At 73.8% G+C, this 13,731-nt stretch carries 10 protein-coding genes; 2 read left to right on the top strand and 8 right to left on the bottom strand.

Going from position 1 to position 13,731, the window contains the following annotated elements; all coding sequences use genetic code 11:
* From narH to MANAM107_RS02215, 3 genes are all read right to left on the bottom strand, one after another.
* Nucleotides 1–1,710, bottom strand: coding sequence for a nitrate reductase subunit beta (gene narH / locus MANAM107_RS02225; protein WP_223910554.1), 1,710 nt, complete (start codon nucleotides 1,708–1,710; stop codon nucleotides 1–3).
* On the bottom strand, nucleotides 1,710–5,528 hold the full coding sequence (locus tag MANAM107_RS02220) for a nitrate reductase subunit alpha (RefSeq protein WP_223910551.1): 3,819 nt from the start codon (nucleotides 5,526–5,528) through the stop codon (nucleotides 1,710–1,712). The genes narH and MANAM107_RS02220 overlap by 1 nt, the downstream gene beginning before the upstream one ends.
* Nucleotides 5,529–5,621: 93 nt before the next feature.
* Nucleotides 5,622–6,950, bottom strand: a complete 1,329-nt coding sequence (locus MANAM107_RS02215; protein ID WP_223910548.1) for an MFS transporter — start codon at nucleotides 6,948–6,950, stop codon at nucleotides 5,622–5,624.
* A 362-nt stretch (nucleotides 6,951–7,312) separates the two neighbouring features.
* Here MANAM107_RS02215 and MANAM107_RS02210 point away from each other — a divergent pair, with 362 nt between their 5' ends.
* The gene (locus tag MANAM107_RS02210) at nucleotides 7,313–7,957 is read left to right on the top strand and encodes a MogA/MoaB family molybdenum cofactor biosynthesis protein (protein WP_308443631.1); all 645 of its coding nucleotides are present in this window, start codon (nucleotides 7,313–7,315) and stop codon (nucleotides 7,955–7,957) included.
* A gap of 58 nt (nucleotides 7,958–8,015) precedes the next feature.
* Here the strand turns inward: MANAM107_RS02210 and mobA are convergent, their stop codons facing one another.
* The 3 genes from mobA to MANAM107_RS02195 form a co-directional block, all read right to left on the bottom strand.
* A complete protein-coding gene (gene mobA, locus MANAM107_RS02205; protein ID WP_223910546.1) occupies nucleotides 8,016–8,723 on the bottom strand; it encodes a molybdenum cofactor guanylyltransferase in 708 nt (235 codons plus the stop codon).
* Complete coding sequence (moaC, locus tag MANAM107_RS02200; RefSeq protein WP_373314081.1) at nucleotides 8,707–9,228, bottom strand: cyclic pyranopterin monophosphate synthase MoaC; 522 nt, start codon at nucleotides 9,226–9,228, stop codon at nucleotides 8,707–8,709. Before moaC ends, mobA begins: the two co-directional genes overlap by 17 nt.
* 213 nt (nucleotides 9,229–9,441) lie before the next feature.
* Nucleotides 9,442–11,076, bottom strand: a complete 1,635-nt coding sequence (locus tag MANAM107_RS02195; protein WP_223910543.1) for a molybdopterin molybdotransferase MoeA — start codon at nucleotides 11,074–11,076, stop codon at nucleotides 9,442–9,444.
* A 313-nt stretch (nucleotides 11,077–11,389) separates the two neighbouring features.
* Between MANAM107_RS02195 and MANAM107_RS02190 the strand changes: the two genes are divergently transcribed.
* Nucleotides 11,390–11,875: a molybdenum cofactor biosynthesis protein MoaE gene (locus tag MANAM107_RS02190; protein ID WP_223912753.1), complete on the top strand. Its 486-nt coding sequence runs from the start codon at nucleotides 11,390–11,392 to the stop codon at nucleotides 11,873–11,875.
* Nucleotides 11,876–12,036: 161 nt separating this feature from the next.
* Here MANAM107_RS02190 and MANAM107_RS02185 read toward each other — a convergent pair whose 3' ends face one another.
* Nucleotides 12,037–12,291 carry a MoaD/ThiS family protein gene (locus MANAM107_RS02185; RefSeq protein WP_223912750.1) on the bottom strand — a complete coding sequence of 85 codons (255 nt, stop codon included), beginning with the start codon at nucleotides 12,289–12,291 and terminating at the stop codon, nucleotides 12,037–12,039.
* Nucleotides 12,292–12,542: 251 nt separating this feature from the next.
* Nucleotides 12,543–13,691: a GTP 3',8-cyclase MoaA gene (moaA, locus tag MANAM107_RS02180; protein WP_223910539.1), complete on the bottom strand. Its 1,149-nt coding sequence runs from the start codon at nucleotides 13,689–13,691 to the stop codon at nucleotides 12,543–12,545.
* Nucleotides 13,692–13,731 lie beyond the last annotated feature (40 nt).

Here is a 13,731-nt window from a genome sequence, read left to right as displayed (position 1 = left end):
TCAGGGCTCCCTCACCGGGCGGGCCGTGCCCGCGGCGGCGCCCCCGCCCCGCAACGGGATCCCCGAGGGCCGCGTGTCGTCGTCGCCGAGGGGCCGGGGCACCCCCACGACCGGCGCGCCCGGGCCCGCGGCGGGCACCGGGTCGCGGCGCACCGTGGGCAGGGGCAGCGCCACCGTCGTCGGGCCTGCACCGCCCTGGCCGACCCCATGGAAGGAGGCGGCATCGGAGTGGCAGCCGGCCGGGGCGCCCTGCCCCAGCAGGGCGCTCACCTCCTGGTCGGCGCCCAGGGGCTCCATGCCGCGCGGCACCTCGGGCTTGGCGGTGGGGATGACGTAGCGGTCGTCGTACTTGGCGATGGCCAGCAGCCGGTACATCTCCTCCAGCCCCTGCCCGCTCAGCCCCACCGAGGCGGCGATGGCCGGGTCCGGCTCGCGGCCCAGGCGCACCTGGCGCATGTGGGAGCGCATGGCCGCCAGGCGGCGCAGCACCCGCTCGACGACGTCGGTGTCCCCAGCGGTCAGCAGTCCCGCCAGGTACTCCAGGGGGATGCGCATCTCGGCCACCGCCGTCAGCAGCACCCGGTGGTCCTCCCCGTCCAGACCGGTGGCCGCGACCTCGTCGACGATGGGCGACAGCGGGGGGATGTACCAGACCATCGGCATGGTCCGGTACTCCGGGTGCAGGGGCAGGGCCACCTCATAGGTGTCGATGAGCTCCCAGATGGGGGAGGACTGGGCCGCCTCGATCCACGGCTGGGGGATGCCCTCGGCCCGGGCCGCGGCCACGACCCCGGGGTCGTGGGGGTTGAGCATGATCTCGCGCTGGGCCATGTACAGGTCCTGGGGATCCTTGACGGCCGCGGCCTGGGAGACCCGGTCGGCGTCGTAGAGGATGACCCCCAGGTAGCGCAGGCGCCCCACGCAGGTCTCCGAGCACACCGTGGGCTCGCCCACCTCCAGGCGCGGGTAGCACAGGGTGCACTTCTCGGCCTTGCCGGTGGCGTGGTTGAAGTAGACTTTCTTGTAGGGGCAGGCCGACACGCACATGCGCCAGCCGCGGCAGGCGTCCTGGTCCACCAGCACGATGCCGTCCTCGGTGCGCTTGTACATGGCGCCCGAGGGGCAGGCCGACACGCAGGTGGGGTTGAGGCAGTGCTCGCAGATGCGCGGCAGGTAGAACATGAAGGCTGACTCGATGTCGGTGCGCACCTGGGTGCTCATTCCCGCCAGGACCGGGTCCTCGGCCAGGGTCTCCATGGAGCCGCCCAGGTCGTCGTCCCAGTTGGGGCCCCACGCGATGGTGGGCATGTACTCCCCGGTCAGCTGGGACCTGGCGCGGGCCACCGGGATCGTGGGGGAGTCCTTGGGCGCCGAGAGCAGGCGGTCGTACTCGTAGGTCCACGGCTCGTAGTAGTCCTGGACCGTGGGCATCTCCGGGTTGGCGAAGAGCGTGGCCAGTCGGCGCAGGCGCCCGCCGGAGCGGGGGCGCAGGCGCCCTCCCGCGGTGCGCTCCCAGCCCCCGCGCCACTTGTCCTGGTCCTCCCAGGCGCGCGGGTAGCCCACGCCCGGGCGGGTCTCCACATTGTTGAACCACATGTACTCCGTGCCCTCGCGGTTGGTCCACGCCTGCTTGCACGTCACCGAGCAGGTGTGGCACCCGATGCACTTGTCGAGGTTCATCACCATCGCGATCTGCGCCATGACCCTCATCAGAACGTCACCTCCTGGTTGCTGCGACGGCGGATGAGCGTGACCTCGTCGCGGTTGTTGCCGGTGGGCCCGATGTAGTTGAAGGCGTAGGCCAGCTGCCCGTAGCCCCCGGCGAAGTGGCTGGGCTTGAGCACGATGCGCGTCAGGGAGTTGTGGGTGCCCCCGCGCCTCCCGCTGCGCTCGGTCAGCGGCGTGTTCATCGTGCGCTCCTGGGCGTGGTGCATGAAGACCATGCCCTCGGGGATGCGGTGGGAGACGATGGCGCGGGCCGCCACGATGCCGTTGCGGTTGTAGGCCTCGACCCACTCGTTGTCCCGCACCCCGATCTTGTCGGCGTCGGCCGGGCTCATCCAGATCGTCTGGCCGCCGCGCCCCAGGGTGAGCATGTGCAGGTTGTCGAAGTACTGGGAGTGGATGGCCCATTTGTTGTGGGCGGTGATGTAGCGCACCGCCACCTCCACGGCCCCCTCCCGGCTGGTGCCCAGGGTGCCGGGCGGGGCCTCGCCGTAGAGGGCGTGGAAGTCCAGGGGCGGGCGGAAGACGGGCATGGACTCTCCCATGTCGCGCAGCCAGTCGTGGTCGAGGTAGTAGTGCATACGCCCGGTCAGGGTGTGCCAGGGCTTGGCGTGCTCCACATTGACCACGAAGGCCGAGTAGCGCCGGCCCCCGTGCTCCGAGCCCGACCACTCCGGGGAGGTGATGACCCCCTGCGGCCGCACGCGGGTGTCCTCGAAGGTGATGCGCTTGCCCGCCTCCTCGGCGCTGAGCTCGATGAGCCCGGTGCCGGTGCGCTGGGACAGGTCCCCCCAGCCCTGGGTGGCGATGCGCCCATTGGTGGTGCCCGACAGGGTCATGATGGCCTCGGCCGCCCGGATGTCGGTGTCGATGAGGGGGCGCCCGACGGCCTGGCCCTCCTGGGAGGCCCCGTGGTGGCGCCGGAGCAGGTCCACTTCGGGCCCGGGCTTGAGCATGATGCCCTTGCAGGGCAGGCCCAGCTCCTCGGCCAGTGGCCCCAGGGCGTCGAACTTGGCGCGGATCTGGGTGTAGTCCCGCTGGGTGGGTACCAGCTTGGGCATCGTCACCCCGGGGATCCACTCCTGGGGCATGTCCGCGACGCTGCCGTGGGCCATCGTCAGCGCGTCGGGCGTGTCATGGGCCAGGGGCGCGGCCACGACGTCGGTCTGGGTGCCCAGGTAGCGCGGCGCCCACTGCGAGATCATCGCGGCCAGGTCCTGGAAGATCTGGAAGTCCGTGCGCGCCTGCCAGGGCGGGTCGATGGCCGCGTTGAAGGAGTGCACGAAGGGGTGCATGTCCGTGGTGGAGATGTCGTGCTTCTCGTACCAGGTGGCCGCGGGCAGGACGATGTCGGAGTGCAGGGTGGTGGAGGTGTTGCGGAAGTCCGAGGTCCACATCAGGTCCAGCTTGCCGGCGGGGGCCTCATCGCGCCAGGTCACCGAGACCGGGCGCTGTCCGGGACCGGCCTCGGCGGCGTTGACATCATTGTCGGTGCCCAGCATGTGGCGCATGAAGAACTCCGTGCCCTTGGCCGAGGAGCCCAGCAGGTTGGTGCGCCAGTTGCACAGGATGCGCGGGAAGTTCTCGGGGGCGTCGGGGTCCTCGCAGGCGAAGCGCAGCGTGCCGGCCCGCAGCTCCTTGACCACGTAGTCCGCGGGCTCCATCCCCTCGGCCCTGGCCTGCTGGCCCAGCAGCAGGGGGGAGCGGTTGAAGGTCGGGTAGGAGGGGGTCCAGCCGCGCTTCATGGCCTCGACCATGGTGTCGGTGGTCGTGCGGCCCACCATGGCCCCGGGGTCGACCGGGGAGGCCAGGCGCTCGGCCGGGGTGGTGTCGTAGCGCCACTGGCTGGTGGTCAGATACCAGAAGCCGGTGGAGATCATCTGGCGGGCGGGGCGGTGCCAGTCCAGGGCGAAGGCGTACTGCTGGAAGCCGCAGATCGGGCGGACCTTCTCCTGGCCCACGTAGTGGGCCCAGCCCCCGCCGTTGACGCCCTGGGTGGCGCACATGGAGGTCAGCGCCAGGATCGTGCGGTAGATCTCATCGGCGTGGTAGTAGTGGTTGATGCCCGCGCCCATGAGGATCTGGGAGCGCCCGCCGGACTCGATGGCGTTGACGGCGAAGTCCCGCGCCACCCGGATCATGGCCGGGCCGGGAACGCCGGTGATCTCGCTGGCCCAGGCCGGAGTGGTGGGGTCGGTGGCGTCCTGGTAGCCCTCGGGCCACTGGCCGGGCAGTCCGGGGCGCTCCACCCCGTACTGGGCCAGGAGCAGGTCGTAGACGGTGGTCACCAGGCGGTCGCCCACCCATGTCACCGGCACGCCGCGGCGCACGACCCCGCCCCCGATACTGCCGGTGGTCGTCGTCGAGCCCGGCAGGTCGAAGCGGGGCAGGAGCACCTGGGCGGCCTGGATGCGGGGCCGGGACTCCGGGCCGCCGGTGGCACCGCCGGCGCCTGCATCGTCGGCGTCGTGGAGGTCCATGATGCTCATCACCGGGTCCACGCCCTCCATGAGCAGGTTCCAGCGGCCCTGGCCCTCGGGGGTGAAGCGGTCCGCCAGGGTGCCCCCCGGGTCGGCGGGGCCGCGCCGGCGGTCCCACACCAGGGGCCGGAACTCGTTCTTGGGCGCCCCGGCGGCCACCCCCTCGATATCGGAGGCGGTCACGAAGCGCCCGGGCACGAAGGCGCTGCCATCGGGGGAGGGCTCCAGGCCGATGAGGAAGGGGGAGTCGGTGTGGCGGCGCATGTAGTCCAGGAAGAGGGGCTCGCGCCTGGCGACGTGGAACTCCTTGAGGATGACGTGCCCCATCGCCTGGGCCAGGGCGCCGTCGGTGCCCGGGGCCACGCGCAGCCACTGGTCGGCGAACTTGGTGTTGTCGGCGAAGTCGGGGGAGACCGAGACGACCTTCTGCCCGTGGTAGCGGGCCTCGGTCATGAAGTGGGCGTCGGGGGTGCGGGTCAGGGGCAGGTTCGAGCCCCACATGATGAGGTACTGGGCGTTGTACCAGTCGCCGGCCTCGGGCACATCGGTCTGGTCCCCGAAGACCTGGGGGGAGGCCGGGGGCAGGTCGGCGTACCAGTCGTAGAAGGAGAGCATGGTGGCGCCGATGAGCTCGTGGAGGCGGGCCCCGGCCCCGTAGGAGACCTGCGACATGGCGGGGATGACGGAGAAGCCGGCGATGCGGTCGGGCCCCCAGGTGCGGATGGTGTGGACGTAGGCGGCGGCCACGATCTCCATGGCCTCCTCCCAGCCCACCCGCACCATGCCGCCCTTGCCGCGGGCCGACTTGTAGGCGCGGGCGGTGGCCGGATCCCCGGTGACCTGGGCCCATGCGGCCACGGCATCGCCGTCCTGGTCGGCCTTGGCGGCGCGGAAGGCGTCGAGCAGCACCGAGCGCACGTAGGGGTAGCGGATGCGCGTGGGGGAGTAGGTGTACCAGGAGAAGGCCGCGCCCCGGGGGCAGCCGCGCGGCTCGTACTCGGGCATGTCCGGCCCGGTGGTGGGGTAGTCGGTGACCTGCTTCTCCCAGGTGATGACGCCGTCGGAGACGTAGACCTCCCACGCGCATGAGCCGGTGCAGTTGACCCCGTGGGTGGAGTGGACCATCTTCTCGTGGCTCCACCGGCGGCGGTAGAAGGCCTCGGCCTGGCGCCCGCCGGCCAGGAACAGGCGGCGGGCGTCGGCCGAGGCCTGGCCCCGGCGCAGGTAGGAGCCGAGCTCCAGCAGCGCCGAGGCGCTCTCGACCCTCGTGTCGGGTCCCGGGACGATCGGGCCGCCGGGGCGGGGGCCGGGTGTCGCGCTCATGGATGGTTCCTCCGAGGTTGTGGTCATCGCGGCGGGTCGGAATCGGTGGGCGGTGGAGTCGGGTGTGCGGGGGCGGCGTCGTCGGGCGGCGGCTCAGCCCGGGCGCCTGGCGCCGGGGCGGGCGTAGCGCATCCAGGTGATGACGGCGCAGATGAGGCAGAAGGCGGTGCAGACCCAGTAGAAGGTCGCGGCCGGCATGGCCGCCAGTGCCACCCCCACCAGGAAGGGGCCCAGCGCGGCCACGGCGGCGGTGAAGCCGATGGCGCCCCCGGCCTGGCGCTTGGGCATGATCATGGGCATCTGCTTGAAGGTCGAGGCATTGCCCACCCCCGCGAAGAAGAACATCGCCAGCATCCCCCACAGGAAGGGGGTGAAGTCCCCCGGCTCGTCGGGGCCGGCGAGCTGGATGGCGCAGAAGGCGAAGGTCGCGGCCATGCCCAGGGCCGAGACGAGGGTCCACACCGCGCCTCCGAAGCGGTCGCACAGGGGCCCCCAGGCGAAGCGCAGGAAGGAGCCGATGAGCGTTCCCAGGAAGGCGTAGGCGGCGCCATCGGGCAGGTCGGAGGCGGGGAAGGAGCCGGCCAGGGGCGAGGAGGCGCCGAAGCTGTGGTTGATGATGAGCGCGGTCTGGGCGGCGAAACCCGAGAACAGGCCGAAGGTCATGATGTAGATGACGGTCATCAGCCAGGTGTCGAGGTTGCCGAAGATGTCCAGCTGCTCCTTGATATTGGCCTTGATGGGCACGTCCTTGAGGTAGAGGTAGGCCAGGAGCGCCGCCAGCAGGGACCAGGGCAGGAAGAAGACGGTGGCGTTGACCACCCGGGGAGCGCCCGGCGCGTAGGGCTCGACCCAGGTCAGGCCGAGCAGGGCGGTGCTCATGAGGAGGGGTGCGGCGAGCTGGATGACGCTCATGCCCATGTTGCCCAGGCCGCCCTGGAGGCCCAGGGCGGTTCCCGCCAGGCGCTTGGGGAAGAAGAAGCCGGTGGAGGGCATGTAGCCCGAGAAGGTCGCCGCCCCGATGCCGCAGGTGAAGGCCAGGGCCAGCAGCACCCAGTAGGGGGTGCCCGGGTTCTGCACGGCGGTGAACCATCCGAGCATGGGGAGCACGTAGAGCAGGGAGGAGGCCACGATCATCCTGCGGGTGCCGATGGTGGCGGGCAGGAGCATGTAGACCAGGCGCAGCAGTCCGCAGGACAGTCCGGGCATGGAGGTCAGCCAGTACAGCTGGTTCTTGGACAGATCGAAGCCGATCTCGTCGAGCCGGGGGGCGATGGCGCTGGGCAGGAACCAGACGGTGAAGCCCAGCATGAGGGAGAAGGTGGTGATCGCCAGGGTGCGCCAGGCGATCGAGGCCGACCAGTGCTCGGGGTCCTCGGGATCCCAACCTGTCAGGACCGTGCCGGTGGTGGTGAGGGGGGACATGGGGCTCCTGCTGGTCGGACGGATCTGCGGGCGCGCCGCCGGCGGTGGCGGTGCGGGGTTGCTGTGGAGCGCGCTGCGGCGCGCCTGAGGCGGGTGGGCGGTAGGTCGGCGGTAGGTGGGTCTCGGTGGGTCGTGGGCTCGGATACGAGTCGTGCTCGCCTCTGGATGGTGCCCGAGTCCTGTGGACTTCTCCTAGAGGGGCTTTTCTTCCTTGGAACAACGGGAAAAATCTGAGCGCCTCGCCAGTGAGGGCCGCTCTTATAGGTGATGCCACCCTATTCTAATGCTTGTTCGATTACTGGTGGGCGGTTCTGGCGCGAGATTCTCGGTGTGGTGACGCGGCCTGGCGCTACCGTGGGGCCATGCCGCACCCCCAGGACGCCACCAGTACCCCCGGCTCTCACAGCGCCGGCCCGCCGCGCGCCCGATCCCCCCGGGCCGGATCGTCGCAGGCCGGCGCCGCGGGCCGGGGCGCTGATGAGCCTCCCGTGGTCCAGAAGGGCCTCGTGCCCCTGGAGGAGCCGGTGCGCGGCGCGGTCATCACCGTCTCGGACCGCTGCGCCAGCGGCGAGCGCGAGGACCGCTCAGGACCCCTGGCCGTGCGGCTCCTGGCCCAGCACCGGGTCATGGCCCCTGCAGCGCGGGTGGTGCCCGACGGCGTGGAGCCGGTGCGCCAGGCCATCGAGGAGGCCCTGGCCCACGGCGCGCGGGTGGTGCTGACCACCGGCGGGACGGGGGTGACGCCGCGCGACCTGACCCCCGAGGCCACCATCGGGCTGCTGGAGGCGCGCCTGGAGGGGCTGGAGGCGCAGATCCGCGCCCACGGGCTGACCAAGACCCCTTTGGCGGGGCTCTCCCGCGGCCTGGTGGGGGTGACCTCCCGTGGGCCCGAGGGCGCCCTGGTGGTCAACGCCCCCGGCTCGCGCGGTGGGGTCCAGGACACCATCGCCGTCATCGGCCCGCTCGTGCCGCACGTCCTGGAGCAGCTCGGCGGCTCCGACCACTGACCCACTCTTCGACAATTTGCATGAGATCGGCCTTCTCCAGGGCCGGAAAAGGCCGATCTCATGCAAATTGTCGAAAGGAAGGGGGGTGGGTGTCCCAGGCGCGGATCTCCTCCCAGGTGTCCAGGTCGCGCGCCTCCGGGCCGGCCAGGGGCACCGCGACGACGTCGAGCACCCCCAGGGCCCGGCGCACTGCGACATCCCTGAGGGCCGCTCCACCGGGCGCCACCGCCGACCTCAGGGCGCGCGTGCGGTAGAGCCCCAGGAGGTACTGCCGGTGATCACCGTCCTGCACCACCGCCCCGTCCTCCTCCCCGGCCCCCGAGCCCTGCGGGCCCCCAGCGGCCAGCCTCCCGGCCAGGACGGGCAGCGCGCGCCAGGACTCCGGCGCATCACAGGTGAGCACGGCGGTCAGGCCGGCCGGCCCCGGCCGCTCCAGGCGGGCCAGGCCCGCGGCGATCCCGGCCACCGGCCCGCCCAGGGGCGGGTCCTCCAGGGCGCGCAGGACGCCGTCGGGTAGCGCCACCTGCTCGGGGGCCACGACGCACACGCGCCCCACCGCCAGGCCCTCGCCCCTGAGCCGGGCCAGGCCCGCCAGGAGGTGGTCGAGCAGCCGCGCCCCGCGCGCCACCACATCGGCCTTGGAGGCCCCGCCCAGCCGCGCCGCCGTACCACCGGCCAGGACGACGACGTCGATGGGGGCGCCCGAGCCGCGGGCCCCGCCGCCCCTGCCGGCCCCGCCGCCTCCGGGCTCAGGCCCCTGCGCCATCGCGCGCATCGCTGCCGGTGCCGCCATCCCGGTCACCCCGGCCGTCCCCGCCTTCGCCGCCGGTGCTGCCCGCCTCCTCCGCGCGGCTCCAGTCCCCCGAGCGGCCACCCGACTTGGCCACCACCCTGGCGCGGGTCAGCTCGACCGCCCGATCCACGCCCTTGACCATGTCCACGACCGCCAGGCCGGCCACGGTGGCCGCGGTGAGGGCCTCCATCTCCACCCCGGTGCGGTCCGCGGTGCGCACCGTGGCGGTGATGCGCACCCCCTCATCGACGATCTGCGGGTCGACCACGGCGCCGTGCACGCCGATGACGTGGGCCAGGGGCAGCAGTTCGGGAACCCTCTTGGCTGCCGCGATCCCGGCGATGCGCGCCACGGCCAGCACGTCGCCCTTGGGCACCGCGCCCTCGCGCAGGGCGGCGACGACGGCGGGGCTGCAGGCCACCAGGGCGGTGGCCCGGGCCTCGCGGACGGTGGGGGCCTTGGCGGTGACATCCACCATGCGGGCCGCACCCGTCTCATCGAGGTGGGTGAGGGCGGGCGCGGGGCTGGGCCGGTCCTGCAGCCGGGCGCCTGGCTCGCCGGTCGGGGCCTGGTGGCGGGGCCGGTGCTCGGGCTGGGCCGGGCGCCGGCGGGAGCCCGGTGAACCGAAGACGGAGAGGAAACCCATGGTGCTCCTTGGAGTGCTGTGGTGGTGCGGTGAGCCGATGGCGCGTCAGTGGTCGGCGGCTGGGCGCCCTGGCGGGCCCAGGGGAGACGGCGGTGCGGACAGGGGCAGGATCTGCAGCAGGTCGCCGGCCTCCACCCGCTCGACCTCGGCCCCCACCACCGCCAGGGCGTCGGCGCCGGGCAGGGAGGCCACCAGATGCGAGCCCGAGCCCAGGCGGTGGCTCGGCGCCACCAGCGCCCCGCCCGGATCGACGGCGCAGTCCGGCGTCGACTGCGCCCGGGCCCCGCCGCCGGCAGCGTCGGTGGGAGCCGGGCCGGCAGGAGCCGGGGCGAGGACGCGCACGGGCAGGTACTGGCGCCGGCCCGGTGGCGTGGTCCAGGACTTAGCCGCCCGCGCAGGGCGCAGGACCGGCTCCGCGGGCCCGCCGGCTCCGGAGGAGCGCCCGGGCGCTGACGACGCAGCCGGCGCAGCCGGCGCGGCTGCGGCCGACGACGGCGCGGGCGGCATCGCGGGATCGCACAGCGCTGATGGCGCTGAGGCGCGCGGGGTGCTCGGGCTCGCGGGGACGGTGCGGGCCGGGCGGCGGTGGCTGTCGTAGCCGCCCAGGCGCGCCAGGACGGGGGCGGCGATGGTGGTGAAGGAGACCAGGACGCTCACCGGATTGCCCGGCAGGCACAGCAGCGGGACCTGCCGGCCATCCCCGCAGCGCACGCGGCCATGGGCCTGCGGCTTGCCCGGCTGCATGGCGACCCTCTCGCGGCGCAGCCGGATGCGCCCCGCTGCGCCCGCGGTGGGGGAGTACCCGCGTGCGGGGCCCGAGCCGGTAGGCGCCGGGTCCTGCTGCCCGTCCTTCCCATCCTGCCCGGCTGCGGCGATCTCGGTGAGGGGGTCGAAGGCGCCGGCGGAGACTCCTCCCGAGGTGATGACCAGGTCCGCCTGCTCGGCCGCCTGGACCAGGAGCGCGGCCAGCTCCGCGGCGGTGTCGGGGCTGCGCAGCACCGCGGTGCACTGCGCCCCGTGCTCGGCCACCAGCCCCGCCAGGAGCAGGCCGTTGGAGTCCGGGATCGTGCCCGGCTCCAGGTCCTGTCCCGGCTCGCGCAGCTCGGCGCCCGTGGAGACCACCGCCACGCGTACCCGTGGCCAGGCCCGCACGGCGCCCAGGCCCGTGGAGGCCAGTGCCGCCAGCGCCCTGGCTGACAGGATCGAGCCGCGCCCCAGCACCGGCGCCCCGGCCCCCAGGTCCTCCCCGGAGCGGCGCACATGCTGGCCCCGGTGGACCGCCCGGCGGATCTCCACCTCCTGGGGCAGTGGGGCAGGGCCCGGCTCCTGGTCGGTGTCCTCCACCCTGACCACGGTGTCGGCCCCCGGCGGGAGCATCGCCCCGGTCATGATCCGCTGGGCCGTGCCCGCCGCCAGGGGCTGCGGGGCGCTGCCGGCGGGCGCATCCCCGGCCACGGGCAGGCGCACCGGGTGGGAGGGGCCGGCCCCGGCCGCATCCTGGGCGCGCAGCGCATAGCCGTCCATCGCCGAGTTCGTCCAGGGCGGCACCGCGACGGCGGCGGCGACGTCCTCGGCCAGGACCAGGCCGTGGGCCTGGGACAGGGGCACCTCCACCGGCGGTGGTGGCTCCATGCCGTGGAGCACCCGGGTGAGGTAGTCCTCCGGTGCGAGCATGGTCATGGGGCCTCCTCGGTGGTGGTGCCTGGCGGTGCGCCGCAGAGCCCATCATGCCCGACGGCGACCCGCCCCCGACGGCGGCCCGCTGGCACGCCGGTCCCTCGGCCCGCCGTCGGGGCTCCCCGGCGCGGGGCGCCCCGAGGCCCGGGGTTTGCACGTGGGGCGGCGGGTGCGTGCCCCGTCCGCACAGGTGGGTCCCCGGAGTCCGGGGCCCGGGCGCCGCGGGCATGGGTATGCTCGGGCCTCCAGCCCCGTGCCCCTCTGGGTGGGCGGGGCCCGTCCAGGAGGGTGGAGTGTGACTTCAGGGCCGACGAGCATGCCCGGCAGTGCGCCCGTGGAGCCGGGCGGGCGGCCTCCGGGAGCCGCCCGTGTGGTGCGGGCCGAGGTGACGCACGAGGCCATCAGTGCCGAGGAGCTGGCCGCGCAGGTCTGCGACGCCGCCGCCGGTGCGGTGGTGACCTTCAGCGGCGTCGTGCGCGACCACGACCAGGGGCGGGGCGTCACCGGCATCGAGTACAGTGCCCACCCGACCGCGGGCGAGGTCGTGGCCCGGATCGCGGCCCAGGTCGCCGCCAGCCGCGGCGCCGGGGCGGAGGCGGGCGTGACCGCCCTGGGGCTGGTCCACCGGGTCGGCGAGCTGGCCGTGGGGGAGACGGCGCTGGCGGTGGCCGTCAGCGCGCCCCACCGCGCGCAGGCCTTCGCCGCGTGCAGCGAGCTCGTCGAGGAGGTCAAGAGGCAGCTGCCGGTCTGGAAGCGCCAGCACTTCACCGACGGCACCTCCCAGTGGAGCAATATGGCCTGAGCCCACCGGGCCCGAGCCGTGGCAGGATCGGGCAGACAGCGGGCAGTGGCGGCATGCGGCGGGGCGGGCCCGCGCCATGGATCAGCATGGTTCAGCGGCACGACCGGGCCGCAGCGCTGCAGGGCCGCCGCCCTCGCCGGGGCCGGCGGGCCCAGTGGGCCTCAGCCGCCGGCGAAGGGCGGCAGGATGTCGACGGCGTCCCCCTCGCTCAGCGGCTGGAGGGAGTCGGCGGGAACCGACCGGGAGTTGACCAGGAGGCTGCAGATCGAGATGGTCGTGGCCATCTGCGTGCTGCGCCCCGCCAACTGCTCGCGCAGGGCGGCGACGGTGGTGCCCGCCGGGACCTCCAGGCGCTCCTCCTGGCGGCCCGCGGCCTCGGCGGCGCCGGCGAAGTAGCGCAGCGTCAGTGCGATCATCGGGGCGGTCTCGGACTCCAGGGCGCTGCCGGCGGGCTGGCCGCCAGCAGGGCGCGATTGGGGCGTGCGGCTCATCCGATGCTCACCTGCTCACTGACCGGCCCCATCTCCCACACTCCGTTCTCCGTAGGTCCGCTACAGGTCCTCTGCGGGCGCCACCTGTCCTGCCAGGAGCGCCTGCCGGCAAGTATGGCAGAGCATCCGGTCCGGCCCATCGGCCGCCGCCGGCGCAGCCACTCAGGGAGGCGCGCCTAGCCGCCGATGGCGGACATGGTGCGCCGGGGGCGGGAGAAGGCGGGGTCGCCCGACGGCGCATCGTCGCAGCCGTGGGCGCGGGGCTTGAGCCAGGTGGCCCGGGCCCACAGGCGCATGAGCTCCTCATCGCTGGCGCCGGCGCGCATGGGCCCGCGCAGGTCGGTCTCGGTGGCGGAGAACAGGCAGGTCATGAGGCGTCCGTCGGCGGTGATGCGGGTGCGGTCGCAGTCGTTGCAGAAGGGCGCACTGACCGAGGCGATGATCCCCACGCTCCCGCCGGGATGGTCGGCCCCGGCGCGCACGCGCCACAGGGCGGCGGGGCGGCGGTCGGGGCGGCCTGCCTCCTCCAGCGTGAAGCCCGCCGCGCGCAGCGAGTCCAGGATCTCCTCAGCGACGACGACCTCCCCGCGCTGCCAGGAGCTCGCCGGGCCCAGGGGCATGTGCTCGATGAAGCGCAGCTGCCAGCCGCGGCGCAGGCACTCGCGCAGCAGCTGGGGGGCGCGCTCGCCCACGGTGCCCGGCAGGGCCACCGCATTGATCTTGATGGGGGACAGCCCGGCGTTCTGGGCGCCGGCGATCCCGGCCAGGACGTCGTCGAGTCGGTCGCGGCGGGTCAGGGCGGCGTAGTCCTGGCGGTCCAGGGAGTCGACGGAGATGTTGACGCGATCCAGCCCGGCCCGCCGCAGGGCGGCGGCCCGCCGCTCCAGCCCCAGGCCGTTGGTGGTCAGGCCGAGGTCCGGCCTGGCGCCGCTGCGGGTGCGCAGCCCGGCCAGCCCCGCCACCACCTCCTCCAGGTCCCGCCGCAGGAGGGGCTCGCCCCCGGTCAGGCGGATGCGCTCGACCCCCAGGCGGGTGACGGCCAGGCGCGCCAGGCGGATGAGCTCCTCAGCGCTGAGCAGCGAGGGGGCGGGCAGCCAGTCCATGCCCTCGGCGGGCATGCAGTAGGTGCAGCGCAGGTTGCAGCGATCGGTCAGTGACAGGCGCAGGTCGCGCACGGTGCGCCCGTAGCGGTCCTGGAGCACCTCGGGCGGCGATCCCGTGGCTGGTGCGGGGGAGGCGGGTGGGTGGGCGCGCACCGTCGGCACGGGCAGGTCGGTGACCCTGCCCGTGCCGATCACCGGAGTCCCCGGGGGCGCAGGCGTCATGGAATCAGGATAGGCAGAGGCGGGAGCGGGCGTCGGCCTC

The sequence above is a fragment of the Actinomyces capricornis genome (assembly GCF_019974135.1).
GTDB lineage: Bacteria > Actinomycetota > Actinomycetes > Actinomycetales > Actinomycetaceae > Actinomyces > Actinomyces capricornis.
Note: the sequence above shows the minus strand (reverse complement) of the source record. Positions and strands in the feature narration are given on the sequence as shown.

Excerpts from the sequence above, each read along its gene's own strand:
- narH (WP_223910554.1), bottom strand. The coding sequence starts at position 1,710 with ATGAGGGTCATGGCGCAGATCGCGATGGTGATGAACCTCGACAAGTGC.
- MANAM107_RS02220 (WP_223910551.1), bottom strand. The coding sequence starts at position 5,528 with ATGAGCGCGACACCCGGCCCCCGCCCCGGCGGCCCGATCGTCCCGGGA.
- MANAM107_RS02215 (WP_223910548.1), bottom strand. The coding sequence starts at position 6,950 with ATGTCCCCCCTCACCACCACCGGCACGGTCCTGACAGGTTGGGATCCC.
- MANAM107_RS02210 (WP_308443631.1), top strand. The coding sequence starts at position 7,313 with ATGCCGCACCCCCAGGACGCCACCAGTACCCCCGGCTCTCACAGCGCC.
- mobA (WP_223910546.1), bottom strand. The coding sequence starts at position 8,723 with ATGGCGCAGGGGCCTGAGCCCGGAGGCGGCGGGGCCGGCAGGGGCGGC.
- moaC (WP_373314081.1), bottom strand. The coding sequence starts at position 9,228 with ATGGTGGATGTCACCGCCAAGGCCCCCACCGTCCGCGAGGCCCGGGCC.
- MANAM107_RS02195 (WP_223910543.1), bottom strand. The coding sequence starts at position 11,076 with ATGACCATGCTCGCACCGGAGGACTACCTCACCCGGGTGCTCCACGGC.
- MANAM107_RS02190 (WP_223912753.1), top strand. The coding sequence starts at position 11,390 with ATGCCCGGCAGTGCGCCCGTGGAGCCGGGCGGGCGGCCTCCGGGAGCC.
- MANAM107_RS02185 (WP_223912750.1), bottom strand. The coding sequence starts at position 12,291 with ATGATCGCACTGACGCTGCGCTACTTCGCCGGCGCCGCCGAGGCCGCG.
- moaA (WP_223910539.1), bottom strand. The coding sequence starts at position 13,691 with ATGACGCCTGCGCCCCCGGGGACTCCGGTGATCGGCACGGGCAGGGTC.